Source organism: Oceanirhabdus sp. W0125-5, assembly GCF_027938815.1.
In the GTDB taxonomy this organism is placed as follows: domain Bacteria; phylum Bacillota; class Clostridia; order Clostridiales; family Clostridiaceae; genus Oceanirhabdus.
This window is the reverse complement of the sequence record NZ_CP115913.1, coordinates 3,213,718-3,238,022: the sequence shown is the minus strand read 5'-3', so window position 1 is coordinate 3,238,022 and position 24,305 is coordinate 3,213,718. Positions and strand designations below refer to the sequence as shown.

The 24,305-nt window shown below is 29.6% G+C and carries 23 protein-coding genes; 2 read left to right on the top strand and 21 right to left on the bottom strand.

The window, feature by feature from the left end; genetic code table 11:
* Positions 1–47 precede the first annotated feature (47 nt).
* The 3 genes from OW730_RS14915 to OW730_RS14905 form a co-directional block, all read right to left on the bottom strand.
* Positions 48–212 carry a hypothetical protein gene (locus OW730_RS14915; RefSeq protein ID WP_271224852.1) on the bottom strand — a complete coding sequence of 55 codons (165 nt, stop codon included), beginning with the start codon at positions 210–212 and terminating at the stop codon, positions 48–50.
* 199 nt (positions 213–411) lie between these two features.
* Positions 412–1,560, bottom strand: coding sequence for a cupin domain-containing protein (locus tag OW730_RS14910; protein WP_271224851.1), 1,149 nt, complete (start codon positions 1,558–1,560; stop codon positions 412–414).
* Between the two features lie 172 nt (positions 1,561–1,732).
* Positions 1,733–2,056, bottom strand: a complete 324-nt coding sequence (locus OW730_RS14905) for a winged helix-turn-helix transcriptional regulator (RefSeq protein WP_271224850.1) — start codon at positions 2,054–2,056, stop codon at positions 1,733–1,735.
* Positions 2,057–2,281: 225 nt separating this feature from the next.
* On the opposite strand from OW730_RS14905, the gene OW730_RS14900 reads away from it, so the two are divergent.
* Both OW730_RS14900 and OW730_RS14895 read left to right on the top strand, forming a co-directional pair.
* Positions 2,282–2,686 (top strand): pyridoxamine 5'-phosphate oxidase family protein, encoded by a 405-nt coding sequence (locus OW730_RS14900; protein WP_271224849.1) that lies wholly within the window; start codon positions 2,282–2,284, stop codon positions 2,684–2,686.
* Between the two features lie 2 nt (positions 2,687–2,688).
* The gene (locus OW730_RS14895; RefSeq protein ID WP_271224848.1) at positions 2,689–2,910 is read left to right on the top strand and encodes a (2Fe-2S)-binding protein; all 222 of its coding nucleotides are present in this window, start codon (positions 2,689–2,691) and stop codon (positions 2,908–2,910) included.
* A gap of 93 nt (positions 2,911–3,003) precedes the next feature.
* Here the strand turns inward: OW730_RS14895 and OW730_RS14890 are convergent, their stop codons facing one another.
* From OW730_RS14890 to OW730_RS14805, 18 genes are all read right to left on the bottom strand, one after another.
* Entirely contained in the window at positions 3,004–4,347 is a 1,344-nt protein-coding gene (locus OW730_RS14890; protein ID WP_271224847.1) for a hypothetical protein, read from the bottom strand.
* A 109-nt stretch (positions 4,348–4,456) separates the two neighbouring features.
* Positions 4,457–5,011 (bottom strand): hypothetical protein, encoded by a 555-nt coding sequence (locus OW730_RS14885; RefSeq protein WP_271224846.1) that lies wholly within the window; start codon positions 5,009–5,011, stop codon positions 4,457–4,459.
* 69 nt (positions 5,012–5,080) lie between these two features.
* Positions 5,081–5,968: an alpha/beta fold hydrolase gene (locus OW730_RS14880; protein WP_271224845.1), complete on the bottom strand. Its 888-nt coding sequence runs from the start codon at positions 5,966–5,968 to the stop codon at positions 5,081–5,083.
* 32 nt (positions 5,969–6,000) lie between these two features.
* Complete coding sequence (locus tag OW730_RS14875) at positions 6,001–7,413, bottom strand: serine hydrolase domain-containing protein (RefSeq protein ID WP_271224844.1); 1,413 nt, start codon at positions 7,411–7,413, stop codon at positions 6,001–6,003.
* A 217-nt stretch (positions 7,414–7,630) separates the two neighbouring features.
* Entirely contained in the window at positions 7,631–8,335 is a 705-nt protein-coding gene (locus tag OW730_RS14870; protein WP_271224843.1) for a nucleotidyltransferase domain-containing protein, read from the bottom strand.
* A 136-nt stretch (positions 8,336–8,471) separates the two neighbouring features.
* The gene (locus tag OW730_RS14865; RefSeq protein ID WP_271224842.1) at positions 8,472–9,086 is read right to left on the bottom strand and encodes a helix-turn-helix domain-containing protein; all 615 of its coding nucleotides are present in this window, start codon (positions 9,084–9,086) and stop codon (positions 8,472–8,474) included.
* A 121-nt stretch (positions 9,087–9,207) separates the two neighbouring features.
* Entirely contained in the window at positions 9,208–9,975 is a 768-nt protein-coding gene (istB, locus tag OW730_RS14860) for an IS21-like element helper ATPase IstB (protein WP_271224841.1), read from the bottom strand.
* Positions 9,976–9,979: 4 nt separating this feature from the next.
* Entirely contained in the window at positions 9,980–11,197 is a 1,218-nt protein-coding gene (gene istA / locus OW730_RS14855) for an IS21 family transposase (protein WP_271224840.1), read from the bottom strand.
* A 318-nt stretch (positions 11,198–11,515) separates the two neighbouring features.
* On the bottom strand, positions 11,516–11,809 hold the full coding sequence (locus OW730_RS14850; protein WP_271224839.1) for a DUF362 domain-containing protein: 294 nt from the start codon (positions 11,807–11,809) through the stop codon (positions 11,516–11,518).
* Positions 11,810–11,896: 87 nt separating this feature from the next.
* Entirely contained in the window at positions 11,897–12,100 is a 204-nt protein-coding gene (locus OW730_RS14845; protein WP_271224838.1) for a hypothetical protein, read from the bottom strand.
* Positions 12,101–12,112: 12 nt separating this feature from the next.
* On the bottom strand, positions 12,113–12,298 hold the full coding sequence (locus OW730_RS14840) for a flavodoxin family protein (RefSeq protein WP_271224837.1): 186 nt from the start codon (positions 12,296–12,298) through the stop codon (positions 12,113–12,115).
* Positions 12,299–12,709: 411 nt separating this feature from the next.
* On the bottom strand, positions 12,710–13,597 hold the full coding sequence (locus OW730_RS14835) for an ABC transporter ATP-binding protein (RefSeq protein WP_271224836.1): 888 nt from the start codon (positions 13,595–13,597) through the stop codon (positions 12,710–12,712).
* The gene (locus OW730_RS14830; RefSeq protein ID WP_271224835.1) at positions 13,590–14,270 is read right to left on the bottom strand and encodes an ABC transporter ATP-binding protein; all 681 of its coding nucleotides are present in this window, start codon (positions 14,268–14,270) and stop codon (positions 13,590–13,592) included. The genes OW730_RS14835 and OW730_RS14830 overlap by 8 nt, the downstream gene beginning before the upstream one ends.
* A gap of 100 nt (positions 14,271–14,370) precedes the next feature.
* A complete protein-coding gene (locus tag OW730_RS14825) occupies positions 14,371–15,402 on the bottom strand; it encodes an efflux RND transporter periplasmic adaptor subunit (RefSeq protein ID WP_271224834.1) in 1,032 nt (343 codons plus the stop codon).
* 88 nt (positions 15,403–15,490) lie between these two features.
* Positions 15,491–18,367, bottom strand: a complete 2,877-nt coding sequence (locus OW730_RS14820) for an ABC transporter permease (protein ID WP_271224833.1) — start codon at positions 18,365–18,367, stop codon at positions 15,491–15,493.
* Positions 18,368–18,378: 11 nt separating this feature from the next.
* Positions 18,379–19,350, bottom strand: a complete 972-nt coding sequence (locus OW730_RS14815) for an efflux RND transporter periplasmic adaptor subunit (protein WP_271224832.1) — start codon at positions 19,348–19,350, stop codon at positions 18,379–18,381.
* Positions 19,351–19,794: 444 nt separating this feature from the next.
* On the bottom strand, positions 19,795–21,990 hold the full coding sequence (katG, locus tag OW730_RS14810; protein ID WP_271229576.1) for a catalase/peroxidase HPI: 2,196 nt from the start codon (positions 21,988–21,990) through the stop codon (positions 19,795–19,797).
* A gap of 169 nt (positions 21,991–22,159) precedes the next feature.
* Positions 22,160–24,304 carry an ATP-grasp domain-containing protein gene (locus OW730_RS14805; RefSeq protein ID WP_271224831.1) on the bottom strand — a complete coding sequence of 715 codons (2,145 nt, stop codon included), beginning with the start codon at positions 24,302–24,304 and terminating at the stop codon, positions 22,160–22,162.
* Position 24,305 lies beyond the last annotated feature (1 nt).

Here is a 24,305-nt window from a genome sequence, read left to right as displayed (position 1 = left end):
TCAATTATTTATAACAGAGAGCAAATTCTATAGTAGTTAGTTTAATTCTAATCCACTTTCAACTGATTTTCACCAATACTCACAGCTATTGCACCTATTATAATTTGTTCAATACCAAGACCAAGTAACATTTCTATATATCCATTTATTTTTGAACCTATAAATAAAGTAGGTATTAAGATTGCTACTGAACCAACTATATTTATTACCATTACTTAAAAAAACTAAAGACTTGAAATCAAAATTGACTTCAAGTCTGCATAGTTACATTCATTGATACATCTTATACAAAATTTACACAGATAGGTTCATATTTAGTAACTATTACCCTCTAAATTCTATCAATTCTCCGTCAGGCCCGACAAATACTACTCTACGCCAACCTTCTTTTATTATATAAATATTCTCATCTTAATCCACTACAGGAATAAGAAACGCAGTTACATAGAGATCCCCATCGCTCCTAAGGGAATGCATTGTTCCAGCTGGAGCAATGAATAAGTCTCCTACATTCAACTCTACTTCCCTATCCTCTAATACTGCGAAACCGGAACCCTTTATACAATAAAATATTTCATCAAGCCCTTCATGTATATGTGGAGAAACTTGTGCCATAGAGGTTATATGAAATACATGTTTCTCAATAGATTCTTCAATTAAATTCAAATCCATGCTTTTATTCTTTATCCAGCTATTTTCTTTCCGAGTGATACTTCTAAATCTTCTAGGACTAAGCCCTGTGTATTTTTTAAAAAACCTAGTCATATTAGCTGCCTCAGTAAAACCTAATTCATATGCAATTTCATTAATACTTTTTTGTTCAAAACATAGTTTAAGTTTAATTTTCAAAATAAGCTGATTAATAATATATTGCTTTGCAGACATATCAATAGCTTTTCGTGTCATTAAATTAACTGTCTTTTTAGACACATGCATCATATTAGCATAACCTTCTACCCTTTTCTCTTTATGAATATTTTCTTCTACTAATTTAGTAAACTGTATAAAAATTTCATTTTTTATTTGTCTTGAAGTATCTTCTCTCAAGCTGCTATTCAATATTATGGATACAAGTGTTTTGAAAGCTGAAGCAATTACCTTATAATTCACAACCTCATCAACATTTCTGTACATATCATGAATAACATCTAAAAGCTTTGTTAAAGTTGAAGTATATAAAACTATAAAATTTACAAGTGGATTCAAATAACTTTCCCTAAACAACTCTTTTACTTCTGTAGTATCATTACTTAGAAATTCACATAGAAATCCCTCTGTAAACATGATTAGATAACCATCTATATTCTCAAACTCACTATATCTATGAACACGATCCTTTGAAATAATTAAAATTTCTCCTGCTCTAACTGTATATTCTATAAAATCAATTTCATGAACGATTTTACCTTCTGTAACGAAAATCAAATTGTAAAAATCAGTACGAAAATGTTTTCTAATGAAGGAAGTATTGGCAGCTTCAAAAAAACTTTTCAAAGAAATAATTTCGAAACCTTTATTTTTTTTCTTATTTCTAAACTTTATTCGTTCTACCTTATTCATAAGATTACCTCTCTTCACTAAAAACTACCCTCATTATATAATTCTTTCTTCATTTTTGTAATGTTATTCTACGACCAAAAACTATCATAATGAAACAATTCAAAACTATTATAAATAGAAAAACTCCTAAAAGTGTTTTAGTCACCTTTAGGGGCAATAAACGACAGAAATTTTACTCATCTATTTGTTTTTTGTACTTCTCTCCCCAATTCCACATAGAATCAAGTATGGGTTTAAGACTTGTCCCAAGTTTTGTTAATGAATATTCCACCTTAGGAGGAACCTCAGCATAGACTTTTCTTGTTACCAACCCATGTTCTTCCATAGATCTCAATTGTTGAGTGAGAACTTTTTGGCTAATAGAGCCAATTGAGGCTTTTAATTCTCCAAATCGCTTTGTTCCATTTATAAGATCTCGTAATATTAATACCTTCCACTTTTCACCTATCAATGCAAGTGTTATTTCTACAGGACATTTAGGCAAATCTTTTTTCATTTGAATTCCTCCTATTAGTTACCTCTGGGTACCTATAGCACTTAAAGGTGCCTACTTGCTGTTATTTACCTTTGGATTTATTATATAACTGTGAACACGAAAAATCAAAGAAATACAATTTAATAGAATGTTATTTATTACTACTAGAAAATCAAAAATCGTAAATTCTAATTATTAATGATCAATTTTTAATATGAAAAAATATAAATTCAGGAGGTATATGCAATGAATGAAGTAGTAAAATTTTTGATTAAAAACCCTGTACAGTATTTCGCAACAATTGGATTAGATGGTAAACCGAAGGTACGTCCTTTCCAATTTATGCTTGAACAAAAAGGCAAACTATATTTCTGTACAAGTAATCAGAAGGATGTTTATGCGGAAATAAAAGAATGTCCCTATGTTGAACTCTCTGTTTCTAGTCCTACATTTGCATGGATTAGATTAAGTGGGAAAGCTGTTTTTTCAAATGATATTGAAATCAAGAAAGCTATCATTGAACACAGTGAACTTGTAAAATCAATTTACCAAACAGCAGAAAATCCAACTTTTGAAATTTTCTATCTTGAGGATGCAAAAGCTGTTATTGCTGATTTTTCTGGTAATCCTCCAGCAGAATATACCTCTTAATCATGGATAAAAAAGTAAACCAAGAAATTTTAGATAAATTGACAAAGGTATGTATATGTAACGCTATATCAAGATCTAAAATAAAAAATGCTATAAAAGAAGGTGCCAGCACTGTTGAGGAGATTAATAAAGTAACCGGTTCTGGCTCATGCGGCTGCAAAGGAAAAAGATGTTCACATAAAATTGAACAGCTGTTAAAGTATTATGGTAAGGATAACTTATAACCAAGACGTACTATAAGTTAAGTAAGATTAATAACTATATTTATAAAAGGTAGCATTGAATTTAATCAGTGCTACCTTTCTATCATATATATCTTATAATTCATTATTATAATCAATCTCCTTCAATTTAAAAAGTGGTCTCCCAGCTTTATTAAATGTTAAATCAAAATAAGAGATTCCATTAACATTTGGATCTGTTTTTGAAAATACTTTAGCTGTATAGGATTTACTTTCATCAAGATTATACTCTAGATTATCCCAATAACTACTAAATCCGTCTTCAAAAACCAGTTCATCTGTTTCTTTATTATAAATTTTAATATATACGTCATCTGTTCTGTTAATCTGAATAAACCTTAATTTATTACCATTATCATCAGTCATTCTAATATTAATACCATATTTTCCATCCTTATGCAGTGAGCTCAATATTTCTGAATAATGATATTTAGTAGCTAATGTAATTTCATCATAAAGTCCAATAGTAACACTCTTATTGTACCTATTTTCGCTTTTATTAGATAAATATACCGACATATTACTTTGAGCAATATCTTTATGCATATATAGTTCCAATTTATTAGAAGCATTTCTAGAATTCCAAATATCTATATTTTCATTGTATGATAGAAAGCATTCAATACCGTAATAAGGATAATGATCATAAATCTCAGATATATTCAAAATATGATGATTAAAGTCTTTACCCCTAGGATTTACTTTAATTTTCAACTTGTCTGCTGCAATAATGTTATTCTTTTTATACACTCTATGAGTTGTTTGAAATTCATTAATAAAAGTAACATTATATGTTCCATCAGATATATATACCTTCTTAGATGTTGGGTCATCAAATACTCCCCATCCACCAGAAATTTCATCTGATTTAGCTATTTTATTTTCATCAACTTTATATAAAAAGTATTTAAACTGCCCATCTTTTTTACCATCAAAATCAGTACTTAAAGTTATTTCATTCATGTCTGATAGATTATACGTTAGATTGAGGGTTCCATTGATAATTAAGTCTTCATATGGAATAGTTTCTTCAATATAATAATGGTAGTCTCCCATATCACAATTAACTATAAATGTAATATCATCTTCGATAGAAGTTGATATATTAAGATATTCACTATTAATATTCGCATTTAATAAATCAGAAAATCCATATCCATAAATACTATTACCATCAATATTGATTGAAATATCTCTAGTTTCTACATGAAAAGTTGCTTTATTAAGGCTTAATTTACTATTGTTAATATCAAATATTTTGATGTTAACATTATAAAGCCCAGTTTCATCTTCAATAGTCTCAGTTACTATTTCATTAGTGTCAATTATTATTTCATTACTCCCAGTTTCTACATCAATTGAACTCATTCTTGAAAACGCTAATAAAAGACTCATTAATAAAAATATCAATTTCTTCATCTTGTTACCCCTTATTTAATATATATGTTATAAATATTGTACCATATATTTGCATTTAAGTATATTATTCACTTTACATATAGTCAGGTTTTACAAGATTGACTTGTGTTTATATTAATTTCACATCAGTAGGTGGTGCAACTGGATATGAAAAATGAATACTAACAAATTTCCATGCATCTTCTTCTTTATTTAGAACAGCTGAAAACCTAACTCTTCTCTTTACATCATCACCAATATTCTCTTCATGTAGATAGTACGAAATTGACTTCAAAGATTTTAAAAGTTTTTCTTTCTCATTACATTCTGATTTTAAAACATCTTCAATTTTCCCTAATGTATGTTTTATAACTTTTTCCTCCTGAAATTCTTTTTGCAAAATTCCAGTTGTAGAAACTGTAGCAAATTTATCGGTACAATATATATGTGCATTATCAATATCTAATTTAAAATTACCCCAGTAGAACCAATCAATATATAGGAGTTCTTTTAACTGTTTTAACCCTTTGCACCATTCATCATAAGCTGTACCAATTATCAGAACTTCTTCCGAATCAATAAATAGCTCCGAAATAAACTCATCTATCTTCGTAATATCTCTGTTACTATATCCTTCTTGAAATTTCAATAAAGTATCTATAAGTTTTTTTTCATTTACCTTCAATTTTCATTCTCCCTTTCAAAATGAATTTCGCTGTCACCATGGAGCCACCAATCACCCACGCCCCATGAATTAAGATTTGGATTTTCTAACCATTTCCCTAATACTATCGATAACATAAGTGGGTTTTTCATCCATGATGCAATGATCACTCCCTTTAGCTATTATTTGTTTAGATTTACATGACAAAGATAAAAGGTCTCTTTGAAGAGCAGATGATATTTCTTCAAAAACTATTGCTTCTTTTTCTGGTAGCTCATAGTTTACATAATTTTTAATGGATTCTTCAGGATCTCTTGAAAGGACTATTAATTCAATATTAAGTTGTTTATACTTTGCTTCTATTCCCTTGCTAGATTTTTTGTAACACAGCATTTCATCTGAAATAGTTTTATAAAGTCTTTGATTTTTCATGAAACTCATCATCTTCTCGTGCAAGTCATCAGGTAAGTGTTCATCTTTATTTTCTCGTTCTCCCATGCTCTTTGAAAATTCCTCGGGACTTAATCTATAAGTTGACATCCAATTATCTGTCAATGCTTTTACTGAAAACATACTATTTAATGTTGGTGTTCTATCCTCTATTAGTTTCTCATAATCTTTGGACGTAGAATCCAATAAAATAAGACCATTAAGTCTTTCTTGATTATTCATGGCATAATACTGTGCTATCATTCCTCCAAAAGAAAAACCTAGTAATATAAATTCTTCATCAATACCTATATTATCTAATAGCTCATTCAACTCATTAGAAATATTTGCCACTGTTCTTTCGCTTTTATAATCTTCACTATTTCCATATCCCTTTCTATGATATAAAAGAATACGTACTTCATTTTTTAAAGACTCCACTACCTTATACCAAAGATAAATGGAGTTTCCAAGACCGTTCTCAATAACTATCAATGGGCCTTTATCTCCATAGATTTCATATTCTATACTTGATACATTATTTTTCATTTCATCATCTCCAATATTAAAATCTATATTTTCTATAAGGAGTTACAAACTTTTCCTTTTGCAGTAAAGTCATTAAGTGTCAATGATTTATTAATTTTGAAATCCATAATCACACAATCATCAGAAAATTTAAAAATGTAATTAACAACATACGGTGTCTCTAGATAAACAACCAACAAATCCAGAGTACCATTATCCCAATTCATATATGACAAATAATTCTGATTATGCCACATAACATCCTTGATAAAGTAAGACTTTCCCTTATATGGTCCATCTGCACTAAAATCAAGCTTAATACTTGAGTCTTTAACTCGCAGCTCAATATTAAGTTTTTCCTTATGACTTTTTATAAAAACATTATCAATATTTAATGGATTCTTTTCAAGTTTAATGGACATATTCCCAAGTGATTCTAAAGACTCAATTTTATTAGAATACTGATCATAATTATAGCTTAGTTTAGGTAAACTCCTATCTTCATATGAAGCTGATGGTGTAAAATAAAAGTGTTTGTATATGCATTCCATTAATGGTTCAATTTTTGAATTCTGAGATGTTACAATAAAAGCCAGTTCTTTTTCAGGCATTATAAGACATATTTGACCAAAACCACCATCCATTCTGTAATGATTGAATTTATTTATGTGTAACTGATATCCATAATGGATTCCTGAATAAATTTTTGTTTCTGGATCCTTTTCTGTTACTTTGAATATTTTTTTACATGTTGCCTTTTCCAAATACTCTTTAGATATTACCTGTTCACCTTGGTACACCCCCTCATTAAGAAGCAAAAATCCAATTTTACGAAGTGAATTTGCAGACATACTTAATCCCATACCTCCACATGTGATACCTTGTAGACAATACTCCCATTGAGGTTTTGGTATATCCATCTTTGTAAAGAAATACTTGTCCATAAAATCATCCAATTTCTGACCTGTAGCCTTTTCAATTATTGCGGAAAGCATATGTGAACCGTGGGTGCTATATCTGTAGTATGTTCCAGGGGTATGCGGAAAATCCTGTGCAAGAAACGCTTCTACCCAATCCTCTTTATAAAATAAGTCGGCGTATGTATTTTCATGTATACCTGATGACATAGTAAGTAAATCTTCAACAGTCATCAGAGATAGATTTTCACTAACTGTTTTAGGTAATTTATCTGAAAAAAAATCTACTACTTTAGAATCAAGTTCTAAATATCCCTTATCCACTGCAATGCCAATTCCAAGAGATGTAATTGACTTTGTCAGTGAAAACATAAGATTATTTTCGTCAAATGTGTATGGAGAAATTGAAAACTTGCTTAATACACAGTCTTTATTAAGAATTGAGAAAGTTTTTATATTAATATTTTTATCATCAAAGGCATCTTTGATAAATCCTTTTAATTGAAGTTCACTAAAATTGTCATTTTCTTTGTAATAATAGTTGGTCATCTAATCCTCCTAAATTTATTCAGTAATTTCTGTAAGTCAATCTAACATTTCTAACTCTTCAATTCACTTTCCTTTATAAGGTTAAATTTTTCAGCAAATCTTGGATTGATTTTTTCTAGAACCTTATAGTTTTTATTAATCAAATTTTTATGACTTGATACATTGAGAACCGAACCTATTTAAGGTACGGTTCACCGTACCATTCTAAACAACGGTTTTATAATGTAATACTATATTCTCTTGGTGGTTCATCTATACATGACATTATGAAATCGTAAAACTCCTCATAGCATGACATCTTGTCCTCTAACTCATTAGAATTATATGTATCGAAAATTAACTTTGCTAATTTGGGACTTCTGTTTTTTACATCATCCAAAATGTGTTTTTTTGATTCAATGAACCAACCGTTCTTGTCATAAAACAAATCTAAGCCTAGAAAGGTATACTCGCTGATAAACATTTCAATTTCAACATTTTTTCCAAGTTCTTTAAATCCCTTTAACTGAGATATGCTTAACTGAAAATCTATTGACTTTTTCAATCTTAACTTATCGTGAATCTTAATTGGTGCTTTCCAAGTATTATACACTTGATCTGATTTAATATACTCTTCAATCCAGTTTTTCTTGTCTATTAATACTTTAAAATCTTTAGCTATTGGTTTCGTTCTAACCTCTTTTGCTGCCTTTTCTTTGAACATCTCAGCCGTTAGCCATAGCATCTGAACAGGAATTTTGTCAATTATTTTACATGTCATTTTATGCTCTGTTTCTGTGGCAATCACTATTAAATCAATATCGCTGTGGCTATGGTAAATCCCTTTTGCAAAAGAGCCGTAGAGCACAGCCCCAATTACATTATTGTCAGAATTAAAACTAATAATTACTTTATTTAGTACTTCATCAAACTTTGATTTCACGTTAATCTCCTCACTTATTGTAGTAGTTTATAAATATCACTTACTTCTGATACGGTTTACCACACTTGATTATACTGCGGTTTTTAGTTAGTTGGTACTTTCTCAGATATCTCTTCTGCGTAATTTCAGCAAAGTATTACTCTGCCCAATTCATTTGATTATCTGGAATCCCCTGCTTTCTACACTCCTCAACAACATCATTTTTTTCTTCCTTATTTCCTATAGAATACTTTAAGACTTTGTTCCTAAACACTACATATTTAATATTGTTTCTTTTGAAATCGACGAACCAATTGCCTCCTTTTCTTTCGTCATTAATGAGTACTTTTGATAATCTCTCAGGTAAATCTAAAGTATTTGATGAAAATGTAATAACAGTCCAGTAACGAGGATAATTATTTGTTTTCCACAATTCCACTTTGTTCACATCAAGAAAGTCCAATATGCTTTCATCATCGATTCCCTCTTTTATAAGAATTCCTTCATAGATACCAGTATTTTCATTCTCCAGTGATAGACCACAAAACTCATTATTAACAATACCATCAACTAAAAGTTCCTCTTTTAGCAAGACATCAAGTGATACTCCAAAAATATAACTCAAATCTAAAAGCTTCTCTGTTTCTGGCAAAGCGATGTCCAATTCCCACTTCGAAATTGATTGTCTACTCACAGAGCATTTTTCTGCAAGATCTTCTTGTGACATATTTTTCACATTTCTTAGGTATTTAATTTTTTCAGATAACTTCATCCAACTACGCCCCCTTCTATTAGTAGTAATAGATTATCATAGTAACACCATATATACTACCTGTAAATGTCAATCCCAAAATGCACAAAAATTATAATCTCAAAATGTACAATTATTATAATTATTGATTTTTGATTTTCTTACTTTCCATTACCTCTATCTTTCCTTTTAATCTATAGGATGGTCCAGTGATTTTAACAATACTTGAATGATGAATCAGTCTATCCAATATTGCGTTAGCAAGTGTAATATCTGAAAAAACTTCACCCCATTTACTAAAAGGTTGATTGGTAGTTATAATAGTTGAATTTTTCTCGTATCTCTTATTTATTAATTGAAACAATAGGTTAGCACCTTGTTTATCAATTGGTAGATAACCTATTTCATCAATAATTAATAACTTGTACTTTGCATAGTGTTTTAATTTTGTTTCTAATCTATTCTCCGCATGAGCTTTGTTGAGCTGCATAATTAAATCATGACATGATATAAAATAAGTTAAATGTCTTTTCTTAGCTGCAGCAACACCAAGTGCTACAGCTAAGTGAGTTTTTCCAACCCCTGAAGAACCAAAGAATAGTATGTTTTCTTTATTTTCAATGAACCTTAAACTCTCTAAATCTAATATTTGAGTTTTGTTTATTGAAGGTTGAAAATCGAAATCAAAATCTGACAAAGTTTTTTCAAAAGGAAATGCAGATACAGCTATCTGAATCCTTGAAGCTCTCTCATTTCTAAATTCTAATTCTTTCTCTGTCAATGCTAATAAAGCATCAATAAATGTAAGATCCTTATTAGTTATTTCATCTAAGAAGTTTGGCAGAAAACTTCTAAATTTCTCTAATTTCAGTGTTTCAAGGTTATTAAGTAGTTTGTTATAATTACTCATTTAATCACTCCTCTAAAAAAATATCCATATTCTTTAAGTTTTCTTCAATAAAAAGTTCTACATCATCTTCTGCATAATGGCTCAGAGCATTTGAAAGTAGTATTTCTTTTGCATGATCTTTTTTATAGTGAAAAGTTTTATCGGATATCTTATGACAAGCAACTAAATCTTTAGTATAATAAATATAAAGTTCAGATTCTATTTCTGAAACGGTTAAATAACAACCTATATAACAGGTTGGAACGGAGTATTTTTTACCTTTATATCTAATCATGGATTCATTAGATACCTTATATTCTTTTTCGTGGTGGAAATATGATAGAAGGATATCCATTGTAGGTAACGGGTTTAAATACTCTTTTTCTTTTTCAAATCTTATAAATGGTACCTCGTTCGTTGCTTGTGAAATTTCACTATTAATATCATGATTAAATGATTCTACTATCTTCTCTAAATCTTCAAATGTATTGAATTCTTCATTAAAAGGCGTTAGCCTGTCCACTAGCTTCGCTAGAGTTTCTACTTTACCTTTAGTTTGAGGCCTATATGGTCTACATGTGATTACATCAAACCCAGCATCCATAGAGAAGTATTTGAAATTTTTATTTATGGATACATTTTTAAAAGAAGTAGTATTCCTATCCACTACCGTGGACATATTATCGAAAAGTATTTCTTTAGGTATCCCTTGATAATATCTAAAAGCTTCAAATAAACATTCAAACAGAGTTTTTTGAGTTCTATCCATTGTTAATTTCAAATATTTTAGTCTTGAATATCCTAGAACCATCAAAAATATATTTACTTCAAATACTTCACCTTCCTTATTAATCATTTTTATACTTTCTTTCCAATCTACTTGAGCTTGAAGTCCTGGACTTGTATCAAACCTTATTGTTGCTTTTTTCACCTGTGATTTTCTATGTTTTTTCACAAAACTATTTACTGTTTGGTATCCTCCTGTATAGCCTTTTTTCTGTATAAATTTGAATATAGCCATTGAAGTAGATCCATAGTTATCAGCTTTATCTTTAACTATTTCTTTATAATCATCAAGTTTCCCATTAATAACTCTAGGTTTTCTTGTAGAACTATTTGATTCTGTTAAGTACTTATCGATTGTTCTTCTATCGCAATTAAATCGTCTAGCTAATTCGCTTTTATTCAATAAATCTATCTCCTCTCTTATTAAATTTATTTGATTTGACACATCTTTTCTCATAATATTTCTCCTAACTTTTTTTGAAATATTATACTAAAAAATGTACAAATTTGTGTAGTTTGAGATTATAATTTTTGGCTAATTTGATTATATAATTTACACTACCAACCTAGAAGTTCTATTCTGCAACTCCTAAGTGCAAATTGTATATTTAACTCAATAGATATTGCTTAAATTGAACATTTAACCGTAACATACCCTAGACTTTACTTAATATTTAAAAGTAAGTACCCCAGAACTGCTCAAGAAATTGGAACGTAATGCAAATTACTTGAAGCTAACTTTTCATTAAAATATATAGGTCAATTTTATATTTAACTAAAAAATAAAAAATGTCTCTGGCTCTTTCCTTTCAATTCTGCAATTGTCTTCGAGCCATTGTCTAACATGATGTAACCTCTCGTCGAAATCAATTGCCTTTTTGCTGCATCTTTTTACACAACTGTTACAACGAATACAAAGCTCATGATTAACTTGAACACTATCATTAATAGCCAAGGCACCAGCGGGGCAATGATCTACACAAATACCACACTTGGTGCAGTTCTCACATACAGTTGGCCCCAAAGGTAATGATTGATTTCTCTTTCTAAAAGGAACCTTCCCTTTCACTTTTAAATCTCTTTCCTGAAAATTCACATCAGATTCAAGAATTTTTTTTATCTCAATGCCAAAGGCTTTTGCCCTTGAAATATCTTTTTAGTCAGGACGCTTTGTACCTACCTCTTTAGTGTATGAATGCTCCCCAATAAAAGAACCTCCAGCAATAGGAATGAAACCATTACTACTAAATATGTCTTTCATCTCTATCAAGGAATCATCATACTCACGATTACCATATACTACTACTAAAACAACTAGAGTATTTTCTCCCTTTATCTTTTTTATATATTCATCAATCAAAATTGGAAGTCGTCATGCATAAACTGGCATACCAATTATAATTAAATCATCTTTTCCAAAAACAGGTGTTGTTACTCTATTTTGAGGTAGTGTTATATCATAACTATTTAACACCTCACCAATTGCCTCTGCTATAGCTGATACAGTCCTTTTAGTCGTTCCTGTTGGGCTGAAATATAAGGTATGTAATGATTTCATAATACTCCTCCTCCATGGATTTTAATAGATTAAGCATAATTACATTGTAAAAACGGGATATAATTAAGTTATCCTTATTATGCTTACTACAAAATTATAACACGATTACCTCTACATGGCATTGTCTATGTATATATATTCTTTTTAATACGCACCTGTCTTGGTAATTGTCACCGTGCCCTCTTAATTGCACAAAAAAAGAACGTCCAATAACTACGTTCTTTAATAATTAGCTCACTACCTTCTTGTAGAGTTTGATTTAAAATTTAGGCCATGCTGAGTACAGTCCTAAATAAATAAAATCAGTGATTTCTTTGTCATACATTAATATTTAAAATATCAGTTGAATCAGTTATATCTATGGGATATTTATAATTAAATATATCAACATCAATAAATTTCCACTTACCTCTATCCTTCTATATAAGGAGCTATTGTTATCTTTTTATCCTGAATTTCCATCTTTACTTTGCCTTTTATATTTAATTCTTGAATATAATCATCCGGAATATGAATTCTTCCCCTTTTATCAATAACAGCTACTTCATCATGTGTATTGCTTTCTAATTCCTTATCAATATCTGCAAATCTTTCCTTAATATTAACTCTCTTAATAAATTCCTTACTTGTCCTTCCGTCACTGATAGCTACAACTCTATCAACCATTTTAGAAATATTCCTATCATGTGATACAAGAACTACTGTTACACCTAGTTCTTTATTGACTTTCCTAAAAACATCTATGATACTTTCACTTGTTTTAGTATCTACTGAGCCAGTTGGTTCGTCAGCAAGTAAAAGTTTTGGCGAATTACATAATGCAATTGCAATTGCAACCCTCTGTTGCTCTCCACCAGAAAGTTGACTTAAATTATTTTTTCTTCTATGATACATATTTACCATTTTTAATAATTCATGAGCTTTTTCTTTTTTATTATTACCCTTCTTCATACTCATAATATATTCTATGTTTTCTTCAGCTGATAAATACGGCATAAGATTCCTAGCATTATTTTGCCAAACAAATCCTACAGTATCTCTTTTATATTCTATTAATTCATTATCCTTTATTTTAAATAAATCTTTACCATCAACAATTAATTTCCCAGCACTAGCTCTATCAAGCCCACCAATCATATTCATCAAGGTTGATTTTCCACTACCACTGTTTCCTATAATAGCCATCATCTCGCCCTTTTTAACCGTTAAATCTAATCCCTGTAGAGCAACAACTTCTGTTTCGTCAGTTTTATATATTTTTATTAAATTCTCACAATAAATTAAATTCTCATTACTCATCAACAATCACCCCATCACTTAAAGTGTATACCTCATCAGCTATTTCAATCATTTCTGGGTCATGAGTGCTCATTATAATACTTACTCCATCTTCTTCAACAAGCTTTTTAAATACTCTAACAACTCTTATTGCAGTTTTTGAGTCTAGTGCTGAAGTAGGTTCATCAACAAATAATACTTCTGGTTTATGAATTATTCCTCTTGCAATCGCAATTCTTTGAGCCTCTCCCCCTGATAACTCATATGGAAAATGTTGTGCTCTTTTTTTCATCCCTACTAAATCTAATACCACATCAATTCTTTTAGAAATATTTCTTATTTTTTTTCCTGAAATTTTATATCCTAGTTCTACATTTTCCCTTGCAGTTAAAGTTGATATTAACGCTCCTGATTGAAACACAATTCCCATATTTGTTCTTCTTAAATCATCTTTTTTATCATTACTTAAATCACTAATTTTAGTTCCTTTAAAAATAACTTCTCCTGTTGTTGGTTTGTCCATAGTTGCCATAATATTCATTAAAGTAGTTTTTCCTGCTCCAGACCGTCCCTTTAATATAGTTAATTTACCTTTATAAGTTTTTATTGAAACATCTTGTAGTGCATTAACAATTATATTTCCATTTTTAAATTGCTTAGTAACGGATCTTGTCTCAATAATGATTTCTTTCATATTCTTCCTCCCCAAGTATTAATGGTATTGTCAAAAGTTTTAATGGTACTTTCGACGTAACCCCTTGATTTTCAATACTTTTGACACTACCGTATTAATATCATAGTTCCCCATTCAAAGTACTCTCTGTTTTAAGAATTACATCTTCACCTTCCCTTAATCCACCAATCACTTGGATAGTTATTTGATTTTCATCATTATATCCTAAAACACCACACTTAATATATCTTAATCGTCTTATTCCATCTTTAATTGTTTCTACATATTTTTTTGGAAAACCTTTGACAGCTGATCTAGGTACGGTTAATACATCTTTTAATATTACAGAATCGAAATTAGCAATTAGTCGTACAGCATCAAATTTTTTTCTGCCAAATGAAATACCATCATTTACTCTAAAGTGTATTTCCCCCAAATTCTGTTCATCAAAAGATATAAAACAAACCTCACCAGTAAACGTTTGGTTTTCATGAGTAAGTTTTGCATAATCACCAATTTTAACATTAGTAAACTTGGACATATCTATCTTATTACGATTTTTTATTATAAATTTTGATGCATCTGCAATAACAAATAAACTATCTCCAGCTTCAACTTCTCGCCCAGTAATAAGATCACCTTTAATAATATAACAATCGGTTTGTGCATAAATTTTAAACTTATCCTTATCTTGTATTAATTTTTTTAATTTCTCTTCTAATATTTTTATCTCTAACTCTTGAATCTTTATTTCCTCTTTACTGTTTCCAGAACTTTTCATCTTATTATAAAGTACTTTCTCTTGTTCAACTCGAAATTCTTGAAATTCAATATCTTCCTCAATTTTTTGTGTATCTAATTCAGCAATTAACTCTCCCTTCTTAATGATCTGATCATATTTAACATGAACTTTTTTCAAAATAACATCATATTCAAATCTAACATCTATATTCACTCTCGGTAAAACAACTATTGATTTTTCTTCAATGATTTCCTTTAAATCACCTCTTGTTACTTTTACTGTTTCATGTTTTACTGTTACATTACTTAAACACTTCAAATCAGCTAAATTTGATGGTTGTTCATTTTTTTTACATGAGGTAAACATAAAAAATATACTAACACATAAGGCTAAATATATCCTTTTTCTCACAACTATATCCTCCTTCAGTTATTGTCCACTATCTCAAAATTATCAAATTCTCAATTATCTTCTTATATTCTTAATAATCACCTAGAACTTAATCCTCTCCTATTTTAATTGCTTGGCTAATTTTAATAGTAGAGATATATTTTAGAATAATAACTAAAACGAAAATAACAGATATAATGAATATAGCAACAATAAGTAAATAATCACTATTTGCTATATAATCAACTATTGGCAATACTAAACTATTACCAAATACTATTTCAGTAACTACCGGTAAAAACTTACTACTGATGAATTGACCTATACCAATACCAACTATTAATGATGTTCCAGTAACTAGTATTTGCTCTACAAATATCATGGTATATATTTTTCGTATCTTTAAACCTAATGACCTTAATATTCCAAATTGTAATTCTCTTTCTTTTATGCAAATACACCAATAAATCATGAAGCCTAAAAGGGTTACTATCATTGATAATATAAAAGAAATAGTTATAGAAGCGTTAACAGCTTTTATAAAAATATTTTCCTTGGTAAATTCACTGATACTTGAAAATTCTGCTATAGTTATAGATTTTTCTTCTAGTTCCTTGAGAAGGTCACTTTCTTTTTTACCTTCTTTTAACTTTCCCCAAATTTCATATGGCCATCTAGCTAACCTTGAATAAATGTAGTTAAAATTACCCACAAGAATGTACTCATTTTTATTCTGATATTCTGGCCAATAATCAATATAACCACCAAAAATAAGATTTTCTTTTAATCCATGAATTTCAACTTCAATTAAGTCACCTGGCTTTATTTCACGTTTTTTCAAGTCTTTCATATTTGAACTCAAAAATATTGCTTCTGGCTGTTTAGCTAGAATATTCAAATAATTATACCAATGTACTGGTGTCAAGTCTTCTCTCATATACGCGACTTCGCCGAACTGTTTTGGCTCAATTGCAATAATGTTTACCCTATCAATAGTTAAACCTGAATATTTAAGGTTTATATTTTGAATTTTCATTACTTTTGCTATTGTTTCTAAGGACTGTAAACTTTCAAATTGTGAATAATCTGGTTCAATAAGTTCTGTATAATGAGTAACGTCAAATATTGCATCCATTGATTCGAATGCTTCATGTGAATCTCCTTCAATTTCTTGACTCCCTTTAAAATCATGCCCTCTATCTTTTACCCAATGTCCAACCATTTTGATTTCAGAACCAGACATATATTTTACGTTATCTAGAACATTTGTATTAATAGTACGTGCAATTTTTAAATTAAATATAGATGAGCTAATCATTATCATTATAAATAACATAGTATACTCTCTTTTATCCCCTTTTCTACCTAAGTTAGAAAATAAAACAAACAAATGGGCTGGCATAATCTTTTTAAATGTTTTAAGTATGAACTTAATCAAATATGGATATATTCTAAGAAAAAATAAACTCAATCCAAATGAAAAAGCTGTAGCTGATATAAAAATTAATGGATCTAATGATATAAAGTTTATATCAAGCTTAATATCATTTGCCACATTTCGAGAATTCATAAATAAATTAAATCCATAGAAACCAACACCAATTAAAATAAAATCAATAAAAGTTTTCTTCCAAGTTGAAAATTTTATTCTAACCTTAGATTGTCTTCTATTAACTATCCCTACTCTAGTTGCTTTAATTACAGGAATAAATAAGGCACATAAAAAAACTATACTTGTAACTATTGAAAAATATATATTATTTTTAGTGAAATATATATTTCTTGAATACTCTCCATTAAACTCTAAAAAACCACTAGTAGTACTCATATATTTTGCAGCAAATAAAGAAAAAACTGGCGCAACTAATAATCCAACAGCTAATATAACAACCCCATCAAATAAATAATTACTTAATATATTAAAACTTGTTGCCCCCCTACTTTTTAAAAGTGCAATCTCATCTTTATCTCTCTCAACAATTACTCCAGTTATCATTAAAATATACAAAAATAAAATTGCAAGCACTGGTATTTGTATAATCCAAAGCATATTATTAACTAATCTAAAGTTTTTATTATCATCATTAATTAAACTTTTTATATTAAGAACGAACTGAGAATTTATAATACTATATTCATCTTCAGCCTTGTAGAGTTCATTGAGAAATTCATTTCTGTCTGAATATTTAAACTTAGAAAAATCAATAAAATATTCACTACTAAGTTTAATTTTCCCTTTTTCATTTCTACATAATTGGCTCAAAACATTTTCATGGACCACAAAACTATTATCAATATTCTTCCATATACCTTTTCTCCAAAATACATCATTCTCTTTTAATTCATAAACTCCAACGATTTTGAAATAATTCGTTCTTTGTTTTAAACTAAGTTTTTGATCAAGCAGATTTAATATACTTTCGTGCTTAATTTTGTCAACTAACTCCATTCTATATAGCTTATCTATTTCTAACCTTAAATCTATCATAGTCTTTTTATCAACTACAACTTCTACAACATTTTTATTCCCTTGTACAAAAGAATTATTGAAAATTCTCCCTTGAATTATATCAATATGATCTTTAAAATCCTTTATACTTATTAGTTGATAATCTCGATTATAAAAACCTCGTTTAGTTATATCTGTATCTTCATCCCAAAAAACACTATACTCTGCAATTGCCATACTTCGTCCTGTATTTATATTCATATTAAATCTATCTAAAACTAATTTATTATAATTCTCTACCTCTTTAGAAAATCCCTCATGTAAGTCCATATTGTTATTGTGAATAAGAACAGTACCAGCAGTTTCACCATGCTTCCTTTCATAATTCGTTAATATTTTTTGAAATAAGGAATCTTTTAATGAATTTCCATATATTACAGTACAGTTAATTATTACTAAAGATAAAATAATCCCAAAGAATAACGATAAAAAAACACCATAATTCTTACTGATTTTTTTTAATAACCTGAATAGCATTTTTTCACCTCCTATTTAACAATAATTTCCTGACCTTCTTTAACCCCTTCTAATATCTGAAAATAATCATCCAGTTCAACCCCTAATTTAACACTCTTAGTAATTATTTTTTCATCTTCTAAAACTTGAACTTTACTAGCTCCTGTTGAATCTTTATATATTGCTATTTTGGGAACTAAAATAGCATCTTTTATTGTCTTTAAAGATTTTTTCACTTTAATTTTATAAGCAATTTTCAATCTTCCTTCTAATTCCTTAGGCATTTCTGCAATAACTTGATTCTTCTTTATATTAACTATCTCTGTTTTATAATCATTATCATCTATAACAATTTCAATAGAATCTCCAACTTTAATTTGTTCTAATTGTGTTTTATTAAGATTAAATTTAACCCCTAATTCATTGGTATCCATAATACTTATCATGGTAATATTAGGATTAACTATAGACCCTATATCTTTTTTACTAACAGAAGATATTATTCCATCTACTTCAGCTACTAGAGTACTATTATCAAGATATTGGTTTAATTTTTTTAATTCCATGTTTGCAATTTTTAAAGCTATTTCTGCCTCTTTAATTTTATGCTGATCCCCAGTTCTTTTTGCTAAAACTAATTTTATTTCTTCTTGTTCAACTTTAAGCTTAGAAATTTTTATTTTATGTTCAATTTCACTAATATCAATAGCTGCCAGAAGTTCTCCTTTCTTAACTTCTTTACCTACATAAACATCATAATATAATAATTTTCCTGCTTTCTTAAAAGATAGCTTTTGAATTTTGCTACTATATACTCTCCCATCAACTTCAAACTTATCCTCAATATCTTTCTTAATCGCCACCTCTGTCATGAAATCAATTTTTCTATCAGCTAACAATATGGGCGCTTTCTCTTGTTTAGCAATTATGTCCCCACAAGAAGTAAAAGTTATTAATATCAAAAAAAGTATACATCCTAATAAACCCCTTTTACTTTCTTTCACAATTCCTTTCCCCCTTTTATAACTTATAAATTATTTTAATCATACACTATTAGATATTTATACATTATATGGATTATGTATGAAATTTATCATGTTCACTAACCTATTTATAACTTAAGCTTTTGTAAGATTATTAAAATTTTGTAAGATTATTTATTGTATCTTCTTTTTATTTAGATAAAAATAGTTTAATAATTTTCCCTAAATACTTTTATGTATATTACAAATAAAAAAAGATAACTGGATAACGATGCAAAGTATATTTAGCAAAGTAAGTATGATTAAGGACTATATATAGCATTAATAAGTGGTATATAGGTTTGTCTCTTTCTCGTAAAAAATATAAGAGTTAATACTAATAAATACCAGAGGGGTATAATAAATTCCTTTAGAAATTTATTATACCCCTCTGGTATTTCTGAAAATAATCAATGTTATTTAATATTATTCTTCAACATCAAAACGGTCTGCATTCATTACCTTATTCCATGCAGCTACAAAATCTAGTAAGAACTTTTTCTCATTGCCATTAGATGCATATACCTCAGCAACTGCGCGAAGTTGTGAATTTGATCCAAATATTAGATCAACTCTTGTTGCTGTCCACATCTTCCTCCCTGTTTCTCTATCGAAACCTATAAATTTTTCCTTATTTTCAGGTAACGCCTTCCACAGGGTATTAATATCAAGAAGGTTTACAAAGAAATCATTTGTAAGACATTCTTCCTTCTTTGTAAACACACCATCCTTTGATCCTTTATAATTTGTGTTTAAAACACGCATACCACCAATTAATACTGTCATTTCTGGAATAGTTAGTGTTAATAATTGTGCTCTATCAATTAACATTTCATCAGATGTTACTTCATATTTATCTTTTATATAGTTTCTAAATCCATCTGCCTTAAGTTCAAGATAACTAAATGACTTTATATCTGTTTCCTCTTGGGTTGCATCAGTTCGTCCTGGAGTAAAAGGAACAGTAATGTTATACCCTGCATTTTTTGCAGCTTGTTCAATACCAGCACATCCACCTAATACAATAATATCAGCTAAAGAAACCTTCTTATCCTTTGAATGTGACCTATTAAAACTCATTTGAATTTTTTCTAGAATATTTAAAACCTTGCTAAGCTCTTCTGGCTCATTAATTTGCCATTGCCTTTGTGGCTTTAGGCGTATTCTTGCCCCATTTGTCCCTCCACGCTTATCTGAACCACGAAATGTTGATGCTGATTTCCAAGCTGTTGTAACAAGTTCTGATATTGACAAGCCTGAAGCTAAAATCTTTTTCTTAAGCTCTAAAATATTCTTTTTATTAATTAACTTATAGTTAACTTTTGGCACTGGGTCTTGCCAAATAAAGCTTTCTTTTGGAACTTCTGGACCAAGATACCTTGATATTGGTCCCATATCTCTATGGGTTAATTTAAACCAAGCCCTGGCAAAATCATCTGCTAATTTTTTTGGATTTTCTAGATAATACCTTGCTATTGGTTTGTAAATAGGATCATAAATAAGTCCTAAATCTGCTGTTGTCATCATAGGTCTATGCTTTTTTAATGGATCATAGGCGTCAACTACCATATCCTCTTCATCTACATCTTTTGCTAGCCATTGATATGCTCCTGCGGGACTTTTAACTAATTCCCATTGATATTTGAGTAATGTTTTTAAATAACCCATTGTCCACTTTGTAGGCTCTGCTTTCCATGCGCCTTCAATCCCACTACTTATGGTATCTGGGCCCTTACCAGATTTATAGCTATTTTGCCACCCCAACCCTTGCTGTTCAATAGGTGCAGCTTCTGGTTCTGGTCCAACATATGAAGGTGATGCAGCACCATGACATTTACCAAAAGTATGACCACCTACTATAAGCGCAACAGTTTCCTCATCATTCATTGCCATACGAGAGAATGTTACTCTTACATCATGGGCCGATGCCTTAGGGTCTGGATTTCCATTTGGTCCCTCTGGGTTTACATAAATTAAGCCCATTTGTGTAGCAGCAAGAGGATTTTCAAGTTTTTTATCATCTTTATTACGCTCAGCTGCAAGCCATTCTTTTTCACTCCCCCAGTAAATATCCTGCTGTGGTTCCCAAACATCTACTCTGCCACCACCAAAACCAATTGTCTTTAATCCCATAGATTCAAATGCAACGTTACCTGTCAATATCATAAGATCAGCCCAAGATATTTTATTTCCATATTTCTTTTTAATAGGCCAAAGTAAACGACGAGCTTTATCTAAATTTATATTGTCTGGCCAGCTATTAAGTGGTGGGAAACGTTGTAATCCTAACCCTCCACCTCCTCTACCATCACCTACTCTATATGTTCCAGCACTATGCCAAGCCATACGAATAAAAAATGGTCCATAGTGACCATAATCAGCAGGCCACCATTCCTTAGAATCTGTCATCAACTTATATAAATCATTCTTTAGTTCATAATAATCTAATTTTTTAAATTCTTCAGCGTAGTTAAAATCTTTAGACATAGGATTACTTAGTTCTGAGTTTTGACGAAGAATATTAAGCTTAAGCTGATTTGGCCACCAATACTCATTAGCTGGTCCCCCTCCGGCTACTGCTTTGCTTGTTCGTCCTGTCACTGGACATTTCCCTTCTAACATAACTCTATCCTTTCTCATATAAATACTATTACTAAATTATATAAATATATAACTATTACTATGAGTGAATTGGTAATAATATTTGGATTAATTTTAACCATAAAAAATAGTAGCTTCATTCATACACAAATAGATAGCTACTATTCTTAACTCTTAAATTTTCTATATCTTATTTTTTTGCATCATATAATATTAAGGCTATAAGATATGCTTTCTCAAGAATGCTATGTTTGTAAATGAACTCTAAATTATCGTTAACTTTACAACCTGTTGGACCTATACCATCAATGGTAGGAATTGAATCACTAACATAACAAATATTTGATGATTCCCATACATGTTCTTCCTTCAATCTAACATCTATCTTATTTGCAATTTTTTTAAGATTCTCAAATAGTTCATTAGAAATCTTATTGCTTTGCATAGCCGGTCTTGTAACTCCCCCTTTGATATAGATTTGAAATTTATTCTTTAGTTTCTTAGGGATTACATTCCTAATTCTTTCATCCAAATCTTTTATATCTTCATTATTATTAAATCTAACATTCAACCTTACATATCCATTTGAATAAGAATTTATGATTCTTGATTGAATGTTTATATCCTCTGGAAGCACAATTAAACCATCTTCTCGCTTACTCATACTCGACCACTTTGATATACATTTAGATAATAGTGCAACTGCTTCCGAAGAATCAAAAGCTCCCTCCTTGTTTAAAAGATTCATATAACACTCATAAATCGCAGAGCCTGATCTGGATGTTATTATTCCTCCTTCTGAATTACTTCCATTTGATCCTATAACCATCTTAGCTTTTTGTGAGATATTCTTTATTATATCCTTTGAAAATTTTCCTTGGATAGAATTATCACTTGTTAGTAATATGCCAATTTTTATTTCTTTTAAAAGTTTCAGTTTATCAAGAGCCTTTAATGCTGCTATTTGTGAGATAATAGTTCCTTTGTATTTCCATATTCCAGTTCCATATAATTTGTTTTGATTTTTTTCGAAATTTTTATGCTTGGGCAATTTCACATTATCATCTGTATTTCCTAAAATTAACACATCATACTCTTCTTCTTCACAATTTGTTAAAAATACAAAGTCACCAATTTCTATTTGGGGTATAATTGTTGACTTGAAACCTAATGGGGTTAAATTTTTTATAATTAAATCAGAAAAAGTATTAACTCCCTCAATATTCCTAACGTAAGTATTCAAATCAACTGCTTTCTTTGTTAAATTTTCAAAATTTTCTTGATTTTCACTCAAATAACTTCGTATTTTAACATTTATACTCTGTGAACTCTCGTTTGGTTCATTCTCATTATTTTCTATAAAATACCTTTTACCTGCCACTTCCAATATTTTATTGACTAATTTCTCAAAACTATATCCTGCTACACTCGCTGCATGAACATATGAACCAGTTCTTCCTAAGCTAGCCATAGAATTTATTTCTAATATATATATATTTCCATTCTCATCTAACCTAATATCAACTCTTGCAAAATCTTTTAAATGTAACACATTAAAAGCTTTCTTACTAAGTTCAATCATTTCATTTGCCAATTCTTCTGAAATATCTGCAGGGCAAATTTTGTTTTTAGGGGCATATTTTTTATCATCACATGTTTGAATTGCATCAGGGTTATTATCCAAATCTATCTCTAATACTGGAAATGCTTCTAAATCTTCACCATTACCTAACAATCCAACGCAAAATTCTCTTCCTCTAATAAACCTTTCTACCAAAACTTGTTGTTTAAATTCATTAGTAATAAATTCAACTGACTCCCTTAACTCATCATCATTATATACAACCTTTAATCCAAATGATACTGACTCCATTTTCGGTTTAGCAATGCATGGATATTCCATATCCTTTATTTCATCTTTATGTGAATTAAATACCCAAAATTCTGGAGTTGGAATAGAATATTTTTGCAAAACAATTTTAGTAAACACTTTATCCAGTGCAAGTGAGTGTCCTGATGGATTTGAACCTACATAAGGAACTCCTAACATTTCTAAAAAGGCGGGTATATGAGTATATCTACTTTCCCCCTGTATACCATAAGCCATATTAAATACCATTCCCATCTTTTCTCCCTCAAGAACCTTTGGCATAAATTCTTGAAGACTTTCGGCTACATACATGTTACCATCAATTATATTTACATTATGTCCCCCTGACTCTAATGCTTTGAAAACTCTCTTTACACTATCTTCTGAATAAATTTCTCTATTTTGAAGCCCAAACCTATTAATAACTCCATTAAAATCCTTATTGTAAATAATTGCAACCTTCATT